A 15,377-nucleotide genomic window follows, 5' to 3' on the forward strand; every position below is an offset into this window, starting at 1 on the left:
GGCTGAGAACGCGGCGCGGCGCGGCTCCCGTCGCGGATGCCGTGAGGCAAGGATGACGGGTCATGACGATCGTGTTCCGGGTCCCTGCCGGTGGTGCGGAGCGGGTGGGGTTCGCCTACTCGCCGACGATGGAAGCCGTACTGAGTCTTCATGTGCTGGTGGAGCCCAAGCACCACCCCGTCCAGCACGGCTGGGTGCGTGCGATGCGCAAGCTGTCCCCGGCGCTGAAGCGGGAGATCGAGGCGTTCTCCTACGCGGTGCGCTCGTACTTCCCCGAGTTTCTCTTTCCGCAGCCGACCGGCGGACTGGCGGACTTCGAAGACGAACTGGCCGGCTTGCGCGGGGCGGATCCGGAGCTGGTCCGCCTGGAGTTCGCCGTCCCCCTGTTCACACCCTGGCCGGGCGGCGGCAAGGGCAGGGATCCGCACGTGCTGAACGAACCGGAGGTACGCGACCTGTTGCGGGAGCGCCTCGCACGGGAAAGCGACGAAGCGATGGCCGCGATGCTCCTCGACGATCCCCGAGCGTTGCTCGAACGGTTCCTGAGCATGCTGGAGCGCTACTGGCGGGAGGCGTTCGAGGAGGAATGGGCACGGCTCGAACCCGAACTCGCCGCCGGCGTCAGTGAGGCCGGACACCAGATCGAGCAGCGCGGCCTGTACGGGATGCTCCGTGGCCTGTGGCCGGAGGTGCGCAGCGACCGGCAGGCCGAACGCTTCTGGCTGGAGCGGCCGCACGACCACGAGGTCGCCATCGGCCCGGACGACACATTCGTGCTCGCCCCCAGCGCCTATGTGTGGCCGCACGTGCGCGTCAACTGCGACGGTCCGTGGCCCCTCGGGCTCGTCTTCCCCGTCTCCTCGATCGTCCGGGAAGCCCGCCCGAGGATTCCGCCGACCAGGCTCGTCGGCACACTCCGCGCGCTCGCCGACGACACCCGGCTGCGCGCCCTGCGACTGCTCGCCGAACGCCCGCGCAGCACGCAGGAGTTGGCCCCGCTCGTCGGCGTCAGCGAGGCCGCCCTGTCCAAGCACCTGCGGGTGCTGGCGGACGCGGGCCTGCTGGAGCGCCGCCGCGAGGGCTACTACGTCCTGTATCGGCTTGCGCCCGGACAGGTGGCGGGCCTGACCCCCAGCCTGGAGAGCTTCCTGCACGGCGACGGCGAGGTGACTGAGCACGACTGATTAGCCATCTGCCTAATAAGTGGATCAAGGGCCCGACGGGCCCCGACAGTGGCCGCATGTCACTGCTGAAGGACCGCAACTTCCTGCTTCTCTTCGCCGGTCAGGGCATCTCACGCTTCGGCGACGGCCTGTACACCGCCGCGACCGCCTGGCTGGCCTGGTCACTGACGAAGGACCCCACGGCCGTCGCCGTGGTGAGCGTCTCCGCGTTCGCGCCCGCGTTCGTGGCCACCTTCGTCGCCGCCTCGTACGCCGACCGCCGCGACCGCCGGAAGCTGATGATCGCCACCGACCTGGCCCGGGTCGCCGTGGTGGCCGTGGCTTCGGTCCTGCTCTCCCTCAACCTGCTGAACCTGCCCCTGCTCGTGGCGACCACGGCGCTGCTGGCGCTGATCGGCGCCCCGTTCGCCCCGGCCCGCAACGCCATCGTCCCGCAGATCGTGCCGGACGACCGCCTCCAGCAGGCCAACGGACTGCTGCAAGTCGCCTTCCGGGCCGCCTTCTTCGTCGGCCCGCTGATGCTCGCGCCGCTGCTGGCCTTCGGCTCGCTGCAGTCGGCGCTGGTGGTGAACGGACTCACCTTCCTGGGCTCGGCGGCCGCCGTGGCCGCCATCCGCGTGACCCGCCCCGCCCCGACCAGCGGTCAGACGGGGCTGTGGTCCGATCTCAGCGCCGGGCTCAGGACCGTGCGGGCCGCTCCCGACGTACTCGTGGTCATAGTGACCTTCGTGCTCGCCCTCGCCCTGACCAACGGTTTCCTGACCGTCGGGCTTGTCGCGGTCGTGGGACAGGGCGGCCAGTACGGCCTGCTGCTCGGCGTCGCCGGGGTCGCCGAAGTGGTGGGCGCCCTGCTCCTGGCCGGCCTGCGCATCCGCAGGCTCGCACTGGCCGCGGTGCTGGCGTGGGCCCTGCTCGGGATCTTCCGGGCTCCGCTGGGAACGGTCACCTCCCCCGCCGTGGCGGCGGTTCTCCTGACCGCCACGGGGCTGGCCTCGGCCCTCACGGACATTCCCTTGATCGCACTGGTGCAGCAGCGCATACCGAGCCATCATCTGGCGAAGGCGCTCGGCCTGTGGGAGGCCGGGGTGGCAGGAGCGCTGGCGATCTCCCCCTTTGTGGCCTCGACCGCCATCACCCTCGCCGGAGTCGCGAACGCCTTCCTGCTCTCGGGAGCCGCCGTTGTCGTCCTGGCCGTGACCGCCACGCTCACCCTCGCATGCGTCGGCGCACGGCAGCCCGGTCGGGAGCCCTTCGCCGCGGCCGACGGCACGGCAAGCGTCGCGGCGTCGGAAGAGACAGCGGTGATCGCGGCCGAACCGGAGTGACTGCGCGGATCATCGCTGTGCGCAGGTCAGCTCAGGACACGGTCGCCGCAGCCTGACAACGAGCATGTTGAGGCCATCATCAAGAGGGGCCCATCAGGCGTTCAGAAGTGAACAACGGACAACACCAAACCCTGTCCATCACTTCGGCTCGAACGAGCCCCCAGGCAGCGCCCCCGGCGCGGGCACGCTGTCGCGGACTTGCGCCAGCATCGGTTCCACAGGCGGGCGAAGCCTCATACGACCGTTCTACGGCGCAGGTGAGGGCTCCGCGACCTGGGGTGACGACGCTGGTCGGCCGGGCATGAGGCGAACCGCGATCCACGATCACAAAGTTCCGCGCAAGGGCTTCACCAAGTAGGCCCGGCGGAGTGCCCAACAGTTTTGGCGGCGGATGCCGGCCGACAGGGCGGGGGTGTGAGCGACATCGGCGTGCTGGACGGGGCAGACAGTACGCTGAATCCAGCGGGATCGGGCCCGCAGCACAGTGTCCGGGAGGTGCTTCATGACGGCCGAGATGGTGGCCCCGGCGTGGATGCATGAGCAGATCACGGCGGAGGAGTACGAGTCCTGGTCCGAGGAGCAATGCGCCGGCATTGAGATCGTGGACGGGATGGTCGTCGTGAGTCCGAGTGCGTCCAAGCGGCACAACCGGCTGGCCCGGATGCTGGCGAATGCTCTGGATGCCGCCGCGGGTCCGGAGTGGAACGCCGACACTGACTTCGACATCCGGCTTCAGGACGTCCCGCTCACCAATCGCCGCCCGGACGTCATCGTGTACCGCGCAGACACGATCGACATCACCCCCACCCGCCCTGAGCACGTGCTGCTGGTCGCGGAGGTGGTGTCACCAGGATCGGAGACCACCGACCGGATCGTGAAGGTCGACCAGTACGCCAAGGCAGGCATCGGCTTCTACTGGCGGATCGAGCAGGCCGCGACAGGCGTTCCTCTCGTGTACACCTACGTTCTCGACCCCGCGACAAGGACCTACCGGGACGGAGACGTGTTCACCGGCGTCATCAAGGTAGCGGCCCCCTTCCCGGTGGAGATCGACCTCGGCCAGATCTGACCCACGCGCTGCTCAGCAGCCGGCAGCGCGTGAGCGATGCGTGAGCGGGCGGTCCGATACAGGGCGGCATGAGCCGGATCAAATGGCTCGCCGCGCGTTTCTGACCAGGGGAAACAGCATCGCGCGGCCGTACCAGGCACCACCCGGCAAGGAAGCGATCCCACTCCTAAAGCGGGTGTCGCAGGTTCGAATCCCGCCGGGGGCACCGTGCGTTAAGTCCCTGACCTGGGATTGCTCCCCCAGGGAGGCGTTCCACTCGGCCTCGGACTCCTCGTCCGGGGCCGTTTGCGCGATACCGGGCCACGCTGCTTCCCGGCCATGCACACCTCTCGCGCGTGACAGGAAATCCTCTTCGAAACATTCGAAGAGCCGAAGTTGGAAATTTGATCTCGCAATCGCGGTCGGCGACGAACATATCGATTCACTCCATCGATCACAGCTATGAACAGGCTGAACACCCTCCGAAAACGTTGCTAGCTGATCGAATGTTTCGGGATCAATGTCGAAACTATTGACAGTTGGCAGGGCCATATCAAAACTGTTGGCCGTTGACAGAGCTCAACCACTGTCGACGCGGGCTGGCACGAACCACCCGTCGACACAAGTTGCCCAGCCCCCGTCAGCCTTACGAGGACGAGGAGGAAGCACGCTCATGAACGACGGACCCGCACACCCGACGCGCCGCAGCGTCTGCACCCTGCTGCTGGCCACCGGAGCCACGTTGGCCCTGCCCGGCACCGCCGAGGCGGCCACGGTCATCACCACGAACCAGACCGGAACCAACAACGGGTACTACTACTCGTTCTGGACGGACAGCCAGGGCACGGTCTCCATGACCCTGAACTCCGGCGGCAACTACAGCACCTCGTGGAGAAACACCGGGAACTTCGTCGCCGGCAAGGGCTGGAGCAACGGCTCACGCCGGACCGTGACTTACTCCGGCAGCTTCAACCCGTCCGGCAACGGCTACCTGACTCTCTACGGGTGGACGTCCAACCCGCTCGTCGAGTACTACATCGTCGACAACTGGGGCACCTACCGGCCCACGGGAACGTACAAAGGAGCTGTCACCAGCGACGGCGGCACGTACGACATCTACCAGACCACGCGCTACAACGCCCCGTCCGTCGAAGGAATTCGCACGTTCAACCAGTACTGGAGCGTCCGGCAGTCGAAGCGGACCGGCGGCACCATCACCACCGGCAACCACTTCGACGCCTGGGCCCGCGCCGGAATGCGCCTGGGGAGCTTCAGCTATTACATGATCCTCGCCACCGAGGGATACCAGAGCAGCGGGAGCTCCAACATCACGGTGAGCTAGGCCAGTTCGGAGAGGGGGCGGCTGCGGAGCAGCCGTCGCGCGGCGACCGTGACGACGAACGTGCCGTCCGAGGGGGCCGTTGGCTCCGTGGATCTCGACGCCGTCGGCGCGCCGGCCGTGATGGCGGCTGCGGCGGCGCGGCGGAAGTCGTCGACGGTCGAGGCGACTTCCTCGGTGGACAGTTCGCGCGGCACCGGCATCTCCTGCGGTCCGGACGCGGTGAACATCACGCCCGCCGGCCGGATCGCGGAGGGGCCACGGGCTGCCGCCCATGCGGGGTGTTGTCGGGGTGGGAGATCCGTCCGACGGGCATCAGCTGGATGACGATCCGCCCGTCGGCCGCGTGTACGGCGTGGGTGACCTTGCGCCACCCGGCTATGTGCTCCTGGGAGTGGATGCCGGGGGTCAGCAGATAGCCCACCACCGTCCACTACGGCGAATACGAGACCCTCGCCGACGACGGCGCCCAGTTCGCCCGTCGCCTCGCGGACTTCAAGGTCACCTCCGAGGCCCACCCACTGCCCGAGGGACAGCACTCGTTCGTCCTGGGCGCGGGACGCGTACCCGAGGCCGACCAGGCCATCCAGCAGATGGGCCAGTGGCTCCGCCGGCACCTCGGCACCTGAGCAGGACCTGAATGCGATGACGGGGCCTGCCGAGCGGGCCCACTGCACCGCCGCCATGCCGGTGACCGGGCCACGGGTCTCCGGCATCCTGCTCGACCATGGCGGCCGGCATGCGGTACTTGTGTCCGACACCGTCTTGCACGCCACCACACATCGACGGTGTGGTGCGTGAAGTGTCAGTAGTACCAGCAGTAGGGGCTGGCCTCCGGGTCCGGGCAGAAGTAGATGCCGGCCGTGTTGTAGCCGGGTGATCCCACGGTCAGGCTAGGTGGGTCGGCGTAGTTGAAGTAAGAACCCGGATCGGGCGTGGCGATGAAGGTGACAGTCGTTCCGACCGGGAAGCTCGCGGAGCACGTGCCGGTCTGGCCCGGGCGCCCTTCTTCGCTCTCATACGGGTTCAGAAACGCCACCACATGACAGTTGATCCCGGCCGGCTGACTGGTGACGGTTCCGCCGCCAAAGCTGTCGTGGATCCACACGACCACCTGACCCTGCTGGGTCTGGGCCCCGACCGGGGCGGCGGTGCTGAGCGCGGCCGTGGCGGCGAGCGCGGTCGCGGCCAGGACCATACGCCAGGGGGTGCCGGCTCCGAGCCTGCGTCGAGGTGTCGCGACGGGGTCGGCCGTCTCAGGGGGATTTGGTTTGCTGCTCATCGTTGCTCCTGGGTCCGGTCCCTCCATCCTGGACGGCGGCCCGGGGCGCGGCCCATCCCAGAAATGTGGGGAATTGCGTCGTACGCTCGAAACATGGCGGTTCCTGTCGCCTACGCGCGGTCGCACGAGCGTGTCGTCCGCCTCTGCGAGGCCGGTTGCGACTCCCGGAGCCTGCGTGTGCGGCTCCTCGACGAGCTGCGGACGGCCACCGGCTTCGACGCGTACGCCTTCCTTCTCACCGACCCCGAGACATCCGTGGGCTGCTCACCGGTCGCCGACGTACCGTGCCTGCCGGAACTGCCCAAGATGACCCGCCTGAAATACCTGACCGCGCTCGACCGCTGGACGGCACTGGACGGGGTCGCTCTGCTGAGCGATCTCCCCGACCCCTCCCGCAACCTGCTGTGGCGCGAACTGCTGCGGGACTACGGCGTGCGGGACATCGCCTCGCTGGTGTTCAAGGACCGCTTCGGCTGCTGGGGCTTCCTCGACCTGTACCGCTGCGACCGGGCCTTCAGCGCCGCGGAAGCCGCGTACCTGGCCCGTCTCACCGCCCCGGTGTCCACGGCGCTGCGCCGCATCCAGGCGGGGACCTTCGTCGTACGACCGTCCCACGCCCCGCGCCCGGGTCCGCTCGTGCTGCTGCTCTCCCCCGACCTGCTCGTGCTGGCCCAGACCCCGGAGACCTACGCCTGTCTGAGCCTGCTGGTGCCGCCCGAGCACGGCCGCCCGGCGGTGCCCGCGAGCGCCTACAACGTCGCGGCCCAGCTGCTGGCCGTCGAGGCGGGAGTCGATGCGCACCCGCCGCGCTCCCGGGTTCACGCGGCGGACGGCCTGTGGCTGACCCTGAGCGCCGCGCGGATCGGCGACGCGGCTCCGCAGGCCCGGCGGGCCATCGCCGTCACCATCGAGGAGACCTCACCGACCGAGCGGCTCGCGGTGTTCGCCAGGGCTTTCGCCCTGAGCCCCCGCGAGGGCGACCTGCTCAGTCACCTGGCCAGGGGCGGCGACAACCACACGATGGCCTGCCGGATGTCCCTCTCCGAGCTCACCGTGCAGGACCACCTCAAATCGATCTTCGCCAAGACCTCGACCAACACCCGGGGAATGCTCCTCGCACGCGCCCTCGGAGCGTGAGCCCTCACCCCTGGAGGGCGTTATGCCTGTTTCTGGTAGATACCTCGTCCAGGCTGGGTGAGGAAGCCCTGGCGGGTGAGGCCTCCGAGGCGGCTGCGGGTGACGTTCAGGTGGAGAGAGTGGGGCGCCGACCGCCGAGCGGCCGACGGTCCTGTGTGGTCGCAGTGGTGGTGTCTCCGCTGCTGACGGTCGCAGCCCGTGGCCTGCTACGACATCACGCGCCGAACCTCAGTAACCGAACAGCGCAGGTACGTACTCCAGCGTGAACACGCAGCGGGCATCTCCGCTTGATCGTTACGCCGCGTCCCCTGCGAGATGCCGGACGGCCTTCTTCACGTCCATCTCGACGCAGACCCGGTCCGCGCAACGCGGGCGGTCGATCCCGCGTCTGGCAGGGAGAACAGCCAGAAACCACCCCCTGAACGGAGTGCTCGGTGCTCATAGGACTCCTGACCGCCGTTGCGGCCTCGATCTGTTACGGCACGGGCTCCGTCCTCCAGGCCGTCGGCTCCCGCAAGTCGGCCCGCCGCGAGGCGGCTGCCGCCGGGCACACCACCGGACAGGTCACCACGCATGGTGGCCCCAGTCTCTCCTCCACCGCCCAGGCCGCCATGACCTGGGAGTTCGTCGTCGGCACGGTCCTGGACTTCGTCGGCTTCGGGCTCGGCGCGCTCGCCGCCCGCCTGCTGCCGCTGTTCCTCTCCCAGACGGTCATCAGCGCCAACCTCATCATCACGGCCGTCCTGAGCGTCAAGCTGCTCGGCATCCGGCTGACCCGGGCGGAGTGGACCTCGATCGCAGTCGTCTGCTCGGCGCTGGTGCTGCTCGCGAGCGCGGCGGGCGCTGAGGGCAGCGGGCACACGCCGATCACCACCCACTGGTGGCTCCTCACGATCTCACTGCTCCTGATGGCGGGCGGCACGGTCCTGGTCCGGCTGCTCGGCGCCCGGGCCGCGATCCTGGCCGGTCTGCTCTCCGGTCTCGGCTTCGGCGCGCTCGGCGTGGGCGTGCGAGTGCTGAACGGGATCGATCCGTTCGACCTGGGCACGCTGCTCACCGACCCGGCCCTGTACGCCATTCTGGTCGCCGGAATCGGCGGCATGTACCTGCACACCGTCGCGCTGCAGATCGGCTCGGTGAACGGGGCGACGGCGGCGCTGGTGGTCGGCGAGACCGTGCTGCCCGGCATGATCGGCGTCTGGTGGCTGGGGGACGCCTCACGCCCCGGCTTCGCCTGGCTGGCGGTGACCGGCTTCGTCCTGGCGGTCTCGGGCGCGGTCGCGGTGGCCTGGTTCGGCGCGCCGGAGAACGCCGGGAAGGACGTCCCGGCCCCGACCGACACCCCCACCCAGAACCCGGCGCTTGCCCAGAACCGAGCCTAGTAGCGTCGGGGACTGGCCCGGTGGCTGCCGCTCCGTGTCCAGTCGAGCCGCCTCCAGCGGGGTGAGCAGGGCGCCAGGAGGCCATGGAGTGCGGACAAGCCACCGCCAGTGGTGTCGAAGAGGTGGACTTGGGCGCCTTCACCGAGGCGGTGGGCGAGTCGGCTGACGACGAGGTGGCCGAGGCAGCAAGCAGATCGGGACCGTGATGACCACCGCCACACGGCCTCTGATGGTGCACCAGCCAGGGAGAGGCCTGCGGCCGGGAGCTGTTCGGCCACTGTGGCGGCGCCCTGGGTCAGCCTTATGGCTAGCGTCGTGCAGGCGTTGTCACGCAGAGGCCGTGCCGTTACTTGAGCTCGTCGGCGGTGAAGTAGCCGTCCGCGACAAGGGTGTCGTAATTGGTCTTGTCGATGTCCTCGGGCTGCAGCAGGACTGCGGGCACGGCCTTGACGCCGTTCTTGTAACTCGTGGAGTCGTCCACCCACGGCACCCTGTCCTTGAGTATGTCGTCGACCATGGTTGTGGCGGCCTCGGCGAGCAGACGGACATCCTTGTAGACGGTCTGCGACTGCTGACCCGCGATGATTGACCTCACCGACGCCAGTTCGGCGTCCTGACCGGTGATGACTGGGAGGGGCTTGATGTCGGAGCCGTAGCCGCCCGACTTCAGCGCGGACAGGACGCCCCTCGAGATGCCGTCGTACGGCGACAGGACGGCGTCGACCCTCTCACTGCGGTACCACTTGGTGAGGATGCCGCTCATGCGTTTTTGCGCGGTGGGCCCGTCCCAGCGCGGGGTGGTGATCTGCTTGAGCTCGGTCTCGCCGGACTGGACGACCAACTGCCTGCTGTCCAGAAACGGCTGCAGGTGCGTCATCGAACCGTCGAAGAAGTATTTGGTGTTGTTGTCGTCGGGGGAGCCTGCGAACAACTCGATGTTGAACGGGCCTTTGCCGTCCTCCAGCCCGAGCTTTGCGATGATGTGGTGGGCCTGGATCAGACCGACCATCTCGTTGTCGAAGGAAACGTAGTAGTCGACGTTCTTGGTACCGAGGATGAGCCGGTCGTAGGAGATCACCGGAATGTCCGCGTCGGCGGCCTGTTGAAGCACGCCGTTCAGCGACCTGTTGTCGATGGCCGCGATGATCAGTGCGTCGACGCCCTGCTGGACCAGTTTCTCGATCTGCGAGACCTGGGCTTTCGGGTCGTCGTCGCCGTAGACCAGCTTGGTCTTGTACCCCCTGGCCTTGAGGCCCTCGACGACGCTCTTGCCGTCGGTGAGCCAGCGCTCGGACGACCGGGTCGGCATGGCGATGCCGACGGTACCGCCCTCGGAGCTGTCCTCTGAGCCGCTCTCACTGTCCTTACCGCAGGCGGACAGGGTGAGGGCGAGGGAGGCGCCTCCGGCGAGGACGGTTCTTCGATTGAACATGGTGATTGTTCCTTGTTCTTCTCGTCGGTGAGGGGATGACGGCGTATCAGGCGTCAAGGGGGAAGCTGTGGAGCGGGCCGAGCAGTCGGCAGGCAGTCGAGAACGAGTGGGACGCGCCGCACCCGCTCCGAGGCGGTGTCGAGGGTCAGGTCCCGCAGACGGGTGCCGCACAGCCGGATCCCCGGGCGCCTGGACAGACCGAACTTCAGACAGGGCCGTGAGCCGTGACGGATCAGCTCGGCGCCCTCGTGGATCCGCACATGGCGGCCGAGGTCGTCGGGGTCAGGTCGGCCCGGCACGTTGTTCGAGTCGGAGCCGCGTTGCGACCACATGCGTGCTGATTCCGGCAACACACAGCGCACTCGCCTTTCGACGTTCGAAATATAGTCACATGTTCGAAATGCTGGCGCGACGTTAAGGGGAAGCGTGTGGGGTGTCAACAGTGCGAACTGGAACGGTTACGGAAGGTGTGCCTACTGGACCACGTGAGCGAGGCGGAGGCCCGTGCGGCAGAACCGACCGGCGCCGGCCGCGTGGGCCGGCGCAGCCCCGTGACACAGGTCGTGGAGCCGGACCGACGGAGACGCGCCGATGGCGCGCCTGGCAAAGTACCGCGGCTTCCCGGCCGGCGACCGGTTCGAGATCCGATCGCTGCCCCGTCCGCCGTCGCCGTGCCGGCTCGGCCGGACGGTCGGTCCGGCACCGTGGCACCGCCGAACGGCCGCACACTCGGCGGCACTTGGCTCCGCCGCCGCGGCCGGGTTCTTCAGCGGGCCGGGCGCCGAGTGGAGCGCCATATGGAGCGGGCCGCCAGGTAGAGCAGATCGGCGATGAGGAGGAGTACGCCGACGGACGACACATAGAGCACGCCGTCGACGGCCGCGCCGATGGCGACCAGAGCGATTCCGGCGATGAGCAGGGTCAGGAAGAGGACCATGACGGGATGCCTCCCGGGAAGGAACCACGCGGGATCTGGGTGGCCTCCTGAGCACGGCGGGACACGCTGTGACCGTGCTCGGGGTCGCGTCGGCCGAGGAGTGGTGCGTGACGGCCCGGCACACAGGCCGCTACCAGGAGTCGCGGGGTCCGCCGACAGCGTGCCCCACCGATCCCAGGCGGCCACAGGATGATGCCAACGACAACGTCGTCCTCGGGCTCGTGAGCAACCGCTCGGTCGCAGGGCCGTGCTCGGTGCTGCTCGCCGCACTCGTCATCCGCGTGGCCGGTGTCTGCGAGCTCGCCGACAGTGACGCGGGTGCGCGCAGGCGACGTACGGCTCGTCCGATCCTCTGCGGGCCAAGACGCTCGGGTTCCAGGAATCCGGGACACCTCACTCACAGCCGGTACCCCCCATACGACTTCGACCCATGGGGGCCTAGGCGGCGCGTTGGGCGCGGTGGCGGACTTCCCGGAGCCGGACCTTCGACGGGAGGCGGTCCAGGCCGGCCGAGTCTCGTGCGTGTGCGAGCGTTTCCCGGCTCAGCCGCCCCAGGGTCCAAGCCGGATCCGCGTGAGGCTCCAGCAACAGCCGTACGCGTGCGGTGGGAGCGGTACTTCGGCCCGTCAGCCGTACATGAGCCCGCGAGACCCCGTCCAGGGCCTGCGCCTCTTCCTCGATCACGTCTTCCAGCGTGCGGCCGTCGAGCCGGGCCGCCGCGCCGTCTTCGCTGTCGACGAGGACCTGGCCCAGACGGTGTCTGCGCTGTGCAAGGAGCCACCACAGCAGCAGGACCAGCAGCACGGCGAGCACCGCGATGACGGTCGGCCACCACCAGCCTTCGTCCCGCCACCGGGTGCGCCCCTCGGCGCCCAGCACCACATCGTCCGGCCCGCGGAAGGGCCACCAGCCCGGCATGCCGAAATCCCAGTGGCGTTGCAGATCCAACCCGCCCACCAGCACGCCGCCGCCCAGGGCGAACAGTCCGAGGCCGAGAAGCCCCAGCAGCACCCGGTTCACTGTCTTGAGCATCGGGATCACCTCAGCCCTTCGGGCGCCGGACGTGCACGGTCAGCGTGGGTGGCCGGGCGAGACGCAAGGACGTCACGGCTTCGCCCAGCGTGGCGTCCAGGTCGGTGCGGACGTCCTCGAGATCGCGGAAATGTGCCCGTGCCCGGGCTTTGACTTTCCGGCGGCCGACAGCGACCTGCGCCGACTGGACACCGGGCACCTGCATGGCCCGGTCGCGTAGCACCAGGGCTGCCGCGCGGCGGTCGAGCCCGGCCCGGACTTCCTCTGTCCTGGGCATACCGGTGGGCGGCCGCATGGGCAGCAGCCTGCGCAGTCCTGGCGTCACCGCCAGCAGGAAGAGCCACAGGCCGAGGGCCATCGCCACTGCGGCCCCGACGATCATCCAGATGTCGTCCAGCGGCCGTGTGGCCAGTTCCTCGGCGAGCCGCCGCCGCCAGCGCATCGCAGACCGGCCTGCCCGCACCGAGACCACGTCGTAGAGGAGCAATCCGACGGCCGCGGCGGACAGCAGGGCCGCCAAGGCCGCGGGAATCCGCCGCGAAGACCAGAAGCGGCGCGCCGACCGCCCTGGTTCATCCCTCGCCGCCGTCGCGCCCGCGGCCGCCCCCGGGGTGCCATCGGCGGACGGAGCCGCCTGGCCGGAATCGGGGGGAAGGCCGCTGTCACCGGTCGGCTGCCGCCAGGTGTTCGCGCTCATCTCACCCTCTCCCGGTCCGTGTGCCGAGCGTGCACCGAGTGCAGCCTCTCGACCGACACCACGAGGTCGGACACCTCCATGCCGGCCCATGTCCTGAGCCGTTCGGTGACCTCCCGGCGCACCGCGGCGCACTGCGCCCCGATGTCGGACGGATAGCCGAGCTCGACGGTGATGCGCATCCGTGCCTCGAAGGGCAACGCCTGCGGTTTGACGGCAGATTCGGCGTCTCGTCCTGCGGAATCCCGCTCCGGCGCCCGCCGCACGGATGTGGTCACGCGTGGCGTCCTGCGGCCGGGTGGTACGTAGCCGGCCGACTCGGTGAACCGGCTCAGCGCCTCCCGCGCCACCTGGGAAGCGATCTTCGCCACGACCCGGTCGGCGACGGTGATCGCGCCGCGCTCCCCGCGGGGGATGCCCGGACGCCGATCTGCTTCACCGGTCACTGCCGCCAGTCTCCCCGAACCCGGCGCCGGTCATCGCGGATCCGCTCCTGTCGGTCTCGGCGGCGGACGAAGTCGCCCGGTTCGAGATCACCTTCCATGAACCGCCCGACCACGAGACCGACGGCGCCCAGGCCCAGCACCAGCAGAAAGGCCCAGAAATCCCCGAAATACGCGGCGAAACCCAGCGTCATTCCGACTATCAAGCCCACCACGGCCCTGCTCATCACGCGCTCCTTCACTCAACCGGGCCGCTCCGCCCCGGCTACTGGATCCGCTGCCGCTCTTCCCCTTCGTCCTCCTCGTCGGGCAGCTTCACGTCGCTGACCGTGATGTTGACCTCCACGACTTCCCGACCTGCCATCCGCTCCACCGCGGAGATCACGTTCTCCCGCACCGCACCGGCCACGTCCGTGATCGAGACGCCGTATTCGACGACGATCTCCAGATCGATGGCCGCCTGCAGCTCTCCGACCTCGACATCGACCCCGCGCGTGACGGACTTGCCACTACCGGCGCCAGGCATCCGCTCCCGCATGGATCCCATCGACCGCGCGAATCCGCTGCCCAGGGCGTGGACGCCGAGCACGTCCCGTGCCGCCATTCCGGCGATCTTCTCCACCACCACATCGGCGATGGTCGTCCGGCCACGAGAACCGGGCGCACCGCCATACTTTGCGCCGGTGTTCTCAGTCATCAGGGCATTCCTCCCTCTGGAAGGCCACATTGCACCTTTATGCCGATTATATTCGCATTAGGGCGTTCTGCTCTAAATGCCGGCTGGAAGAGAGAGGGTGAGAGGCCGGTGAAAACCGAAGCGTGGATGCAGGCAGTACGGCACCGGCTCGACCTAGGTCGGCTGCTCCCGCTCGGCGGGCCCGACGACGGGACATGGATCACCGAGCGGGCGGCCGTCCGGGCCCTCGGGCGTGCTGCCGCTGAGATTCCAGGTGTGTGGCTGGACTCCCTGCGCATCGGGTCGGCGCCGCTCGAGCCCGTGTCCGAGCCGGCCGTCCGTCCACCGGCCAGCGCGCTACCGCCTGGCCCGCTCAGGATCGAGGCCGTCTTCACAGCATCCCTCGAGCAGCCGCTGCCCGAGACCGCGGCCCAGTTGAGGAGCACACTGCTCGACGCGGCCACCGAACGGCTCGGCCTGGCCGCCGTGACAGCCGACCTACGCGTCACGGATCTCCATGAGGGACCGGAGACAGACGTGAAGTCGCGGACCGCAGCGAGGGCCATGTGGTCGGAGCCGGAAGCGGCGGCCGCGCAAAGCTCGCCCCCGGTGACCGGAGCAGGATCCATGCAAGGGCCCGCCCGGGAGCTCGCGGACGTCGCGACGGGTGTTCCGGGCGTCGCCCACCTCACCACCGTGCTGGGAAGCCGCCCGGTCAAGGTGGAGGACCATGACGATCCACCCGGCCGACGCATCGAGGTCCACCTCGCGGTCGCCCCCGGACACCATCCACTGGAAGTCGCCCGCGCCGTCCGGGACGCCGTAGCCGACGCAGCCACCACTGACACTCCGGGCCCGGTCACCACCGCCGTCCTCATCACAGAAACCGCGGCTTAGCCGGCCAGGCGTCAACGGCAGCTCTACGCATTCGGCCGTCACCGTGCTGAGCGCCCTGTCCCGTCACGGTGTGAGACCTGCCTGGCAGGGAACCCGCATTCAGGCAGAGGGCCTGCGCAGCCGCCGGCTGACGAAGCAAACGTCCCCTCGCTCCCGCGGTCGCGCGATGCGCTTCCCACAGCGGAGACAGCGCATCCCTACCTGCGGCCCGGCTCAGCGGCTCCCAAGGCGGCGCCGAGCCTTCCACTGCCTCCTTCGGAGAGAGTTTCACCATCATGAGCAGTAACACCACGGTCCGTCCCTCGCCCTCCGAGACATCAGGCAGTGACTTCGCCCGATTGTCGAGAAAGATCGCTGATGCCGGCCTGCTGGGACGCCGTCCCGGCTATTACGCACTGCGGATCACGGTGGTGGCCGGACTCTACGTCAGTGGGTGGGTCGCCGTCGTGCTCGTCGGCGACAGTTGGTGGACACTGGCGGTCGCCGTCTTCCTGGCCATTGTCTTCGGTCAGGTCGCCCTGCTCGCCCATGACGCGGCCCACCGTCAGGTGTTCCGGCGACGCCGGGCC

Annotated in this window: 17 protein-coding genes and 2 pseudogenes; 9 read left to right on the forward strand and 10 right to left on the reverse strand. The window is 68.9% G+C overall.

The window, feature by feature from the left end; genetic code table 11:
* Positions 1-62 precede the first annotated feature (62 nt).
* From ABD932_RS33955 to ABD932_RS33970, 4 genes are all read left to right on the forward strand, one after another.
* The gene (locus tag ABD932_RS33955) at positions 63-1,184 is read left to right on the forward strand and encodes an ArsR/SmtB family transcription factor (protein WP_345018781.1); all 1,122 of its coding nucleotides are present in this window, start codon (positions 63-65) and stop codon (positions 1,182-1,184) included.
* Positions 1,185-1,240: 56 nt separating this feature from the next.
* Complete coding sequence (locus tag ABD932_RS33960) at positions 1,241-2,509, forward strand: MFS transporter (protein ID WP_345018783.1); 1,269 nt, start codon at positions 1,241-1,243, stop codon at positions 2,507-2,509.
* Between the two features lie 502 nt (positions 2,510-3,011).
* Positions 3,012-3,578, forward strand: a complete 567-nt coding sequence (locus ABD932_RS33965; protein WP_345018785.1) for a Uma2 family endonuclease — start codon at positions 3,012-3,014, stop codon at positions 3,576-3,578.
* A gap of 652 nt (positions 3,579-4,230) precedes the next feature.
* The gene (locus ABD932_RS33970) at positions 4,231-4,899 is read left to right on the forward strand and encodes a glycoside hydrolase family 11 protein (protein WP_345018787.1); all 669 of its coding nucleotides are present in this window, start codon (positions 4,231-4,233) and stop codon (positions 4,897-4,899) included.
* A 69-nt stretch (positions 4,900-4,968) separates the two neighbouring features.
* Here ABD932_RS33970 and ABD932_RS33975 read toward each other — a convergent pair.
* Together ABD932_RS33975 and ABD932_RS33980 are read right to left on the reverse strand one after the other, a co-directional pair.
* A pseudogene (locus ABD932_RS33975) lies at positions 4,969-5,317 on the reverse strand (oxidoreductase); the annotation flags it as partial.
* A 384-nt stretch (positions 5,318-5,701) separates the two neighbouring features.
* On the reverse strand, positions 5,702-6,094 hold the full coding sequence (locus ABD932_RS33980; RefSeq protein WP_345018789.1) for a hypothetical protein: 393 nt from the start codon (positions 6,092-6,094) through the stop codon (positions 5,702-5,704).
* Between the two features lie 177 nt (positions 6,095-6,271).
* Between ABD932_RS33980 and ABD932_RS33985 the strand changes: the two genes are divergently transcribed.
* The 3 genes from ABD932_RS33985 (at position 6,272) to ABD932_RS33995 (ending at position 8,903) form a co-directional block, all read left to right on the forward strand.
* Positions 6,272-7,315: a LuxR C-terminal-related transcriptional regulator gene (locus ABD932_RS33985; RefSeq protein ID WP_345018791.1), complete on the forward strand. Its 1,044-nt coding sequence runs from the start codon at positions 6,272-6,274 to the stop codon at positions 7,313-7,315.
* 434 nt (positions 7,316-7,749) lie between these two features.
* Positions 7,750-8,697, forward strand: a complete 948-nt coding sequence (locus tag ABD932_RS33990) for a hypothetical protein (protein WP_345018792.1) — start codon at positions 7,750-7,752, stop codon at positions 8,695-8,697.
* A gap of 83 nt (positions 8,698-8,780) precedes the next feature.
* Positions 8,781-8,903 (forward strand): hypothetical protein, encoded by a 123-nt coding sequence (locus ABD932_RS33995; RefSeq protein WP_345018794.1) that lies wholly within the window; start codon positions 8,781-8,783, stop codon positions 8,901-8,903.
* A 140-nt stretch (positions 8,904-9,043) separates the two neighbouring features.
* Here ABD932_RS33995 and chvE read toward each other — a convergent pair whose 3' ends face one another.
* The 8 genes from chvE to ABD932_RS34035 form a co-directional block, all read right to left on the reverse strand.
* Positions 9,044-10,129, reverse strand: coding sequence for a multiple monosaccharide ABC transporter substrate-binding protein (gene chvE / locus ABD932_RS34000; RefSeq protein WP_345018796.1), 1,086 nt, complete (start codon positions 10,127-10,129; stop codon positions 9,044-9,046).
* A 53-nt stretch (positions 10,130-10,182) separates the two neighbouring features.
* Positions 10,183-10,461, reverse strand: a complete 279-nt coding sequence (locus ABD932_RS34005) for a hypothetical protein (protein ID WP_425587556.1) — start codon at positions 10,459-10,461, stop codon at positions 10,183-10,185.
* Between the two features lie 434 nt (positions 10,462-10,895).
* Positions 10,896-11,066: a hypothetical protein gene (locus tag ABD932_RS34010; protein ID WP_345018798.1), complete on the reverse strand. Its 171-nt coding sequence runs from the start codon at positions 11,064-11,066 to the stop codon at positions 10,896-10,898.
* Positions 11,067-11,504: 438 nt separating this feature from the next.
* Complete coding sequence (gene amaP, locus ABD932_RS34015; RefSeq protein WP_345018800.1) at positions 11,505-12,098, reverse strand: alkaline shock response membrane anchor protein AmaP; 594 nt, start codon at positions 12,096-12,098, stop codon at positions 11,505-11,507.
* A gap of 10 nt (positions 12,099-12,108) precedes the next feature.
* The gene (locus ABD932_RS34020) at positions 12,109-12,795 is read right to left on the reverse strand and encodes a DUF6286 domain-containing protein (RefSeq protein WP_345018802.1); all 687 of its coding nucleotides are present in this window, start codon (positions 12,793-12,795) and stop codon (positions 12,109-12,111) included.
* Positions 12,792-13,238, reverse strand: coding sequence for an Asp23/Gls24 family envelope stress response protein (locus tag ABD932_RS34025; protein WP_345018804.1), 447 nt, complete (start codon positions 13,236-13,238; stop codon positions 12,792-12,794). The genes ABD932_RS34020 and ABD932_RS34025 overlap by 4 nt, the downstream gene beginning before the upstream one ends.
* A complete protein-coding gene (locus tag ABD932_RS34030) occupies positions 13,235-13,462 on the reverse strand; it encodes a hypothetical protein (RefSeq protein ID WP_345018806.1) in 228 nt (75 codons plus the stop codon). The genes ABD932_RS34025 and ABD932_RS34030 overlap by 4 nt, the downstream gene beginning before the upstream one ends.
* 38 nt (positions 13,463-13,500) lie before the next feature.
* Positions 13,501-13,932, reverse strand: a complete 432-nt coding sequence (locus tag ABD932_RS34035) for an Asp23/Gls24 family envelope stress response protein (protein WP_345018808.1) — start codon at positions 13,930-13,932, stop codon at positions 13,501-13,503.
* A 126-nt stretch (positions 13,933-14,058) separates the two neighbouring features.
* Here ABD932_RS34035 and ABD932_RS34040 point away from each other — a divergent pair, with 126 nt between their 5' ends.
* Complete coding sequence (locus ABD932_RS34040; RefSeq protein ID WP_345018833.1) at positions 14,059-14,808, forward strand: hypothetical protein; 750 nt, start codon at positions 14,059-14,061, stop codon at positions 14,806-14,808.
* Positions 14,809-15,083: 275 nt separating this feature from the next.
* A pseudogene (locus ABD932_RS34045) lies at positions 15,084-15,377 on the forward strand (acyl-CoA desaturase); the annotation flags it as partial.

The organism is Streptomyces shaanxiensis, from assembly GCF_039537145.1.
GTDB lineage: Bacteria > Actinomycetota > Actinomycetes > Streptomycetales > Streptomycetaceae > Streptomyces > Streptomyces shaanxiensis.

Excerpts from the sequence above, each read along its gene's own strand:
- ABD932_RS33985 (WP_345018791.1), top strand. The coding sequence starts at position 6,272 with ATGGCGGTTCCTGTCGCCTACGCGCGGTCGCACGAGCGTGTCGTCCGC.
- ABD932_RS34040 (WP_345018833.1), top strand. The coding sequence starts at position 14,059 with ATGCAGGCAGTACGGCACCGGCTCGACCTAGGTCGGCTGCTCCCGCTC.
- chvE (WP_345018796.1), bottom strand. The coding sequence starts at position 10,129 with ATGTTCAATCGAAGAACCGTCCTCGCCGGAGGCGCCTCCCTCGCCCTC.
- ABD932_RS34030 (WP_345018806.1), bottom strand. The coding sequence starts at position 13,462 with ATGAGCAGGGCCGTGGTGGGCTTGATAGTCGGAATGACGCTGGGTTTC.
- ABD932_RS33980 (WP_345018789.1), bottom strand. The coding sequence starts at position 6,094 with ATGGTCCTGGCCGCGACCGCGCTCGCCGCCACGGCCGCGCTCAGCACC.
- ABD932_RS34005 (WP_425587556.1), bottom strand. The coding sequence starts at position 10,461 with ATGTGGTCGCAACGCGGCTCCGACTCGAACAACGTGCCGGGCCGACCT.
- ABD932_RS33970 (WP_345018787.1), top strand. The coding sequence starts at position 4,231 with ATGAACGACGGACCCGCACACCCGACGCGCCGCAGCGTCTGCACCCTG.
- ABD932_RS34010 (WP_345018798.1), bottom strand. The coding sequence starts at position 11,066 with ATGGTCCTCTTCCTGACCCTGCTCATCGCCGGAATCGCTCTGGTCGCC.
- ABD932_RS33965 (WP_345018785.1), top strand. The coding sequence starts at position 3,012 with ATGACGGCCGAGATGGTGGCCCCGGCGTGGATGCATGAGCAGATCACG.
- ABD932_RS34020 (WP_345018802.1), bottom strand. The coding sequence starts at position 12,795 with ATGAGCGCGAACACCTGGCGGCAGCCGACCGGTGACAGCGGCCTTCCC.
- ABD932_RS33960 (WP_345018783.1), top strand. The coding sequence starts at position 1,241 with ATGTCACTGCTGAAGGACCGCAACTTCCTGCTTCTCTTCGCCGGTCAG.
- ABD932_RS33955 (WP_345018781.1), top strand. The coding sequence starts at position 63 with ATGACGATCGTGTTCCGGGTCCCTGCCGGTGGTGCGGAGCGGGTGGGG.
- ABD932_RS34035 (WP_345018808.1), bottom strand. The coding sequence starts at position 13,932 with ATGACTGAGAACACCGGCGCAAAGTATGGCGGTGCGCCCGGTTCTCGT.
- ABD932_RS33995 (WP_345018794.1), top strand. The coding sequence starts at position 8,781 with ATGGAGTGCGGACAAGCCACCGCCAGTGGTGTCGAAGAGGTGGACTTG.
- amaP (WP_345018800.1), bottom strand. The coding sequence starts at position 12,098 with ATGCTCAAGACAGTGAACCGGGTGCTGCTGGGGCTTCTCGGCCTCGGA.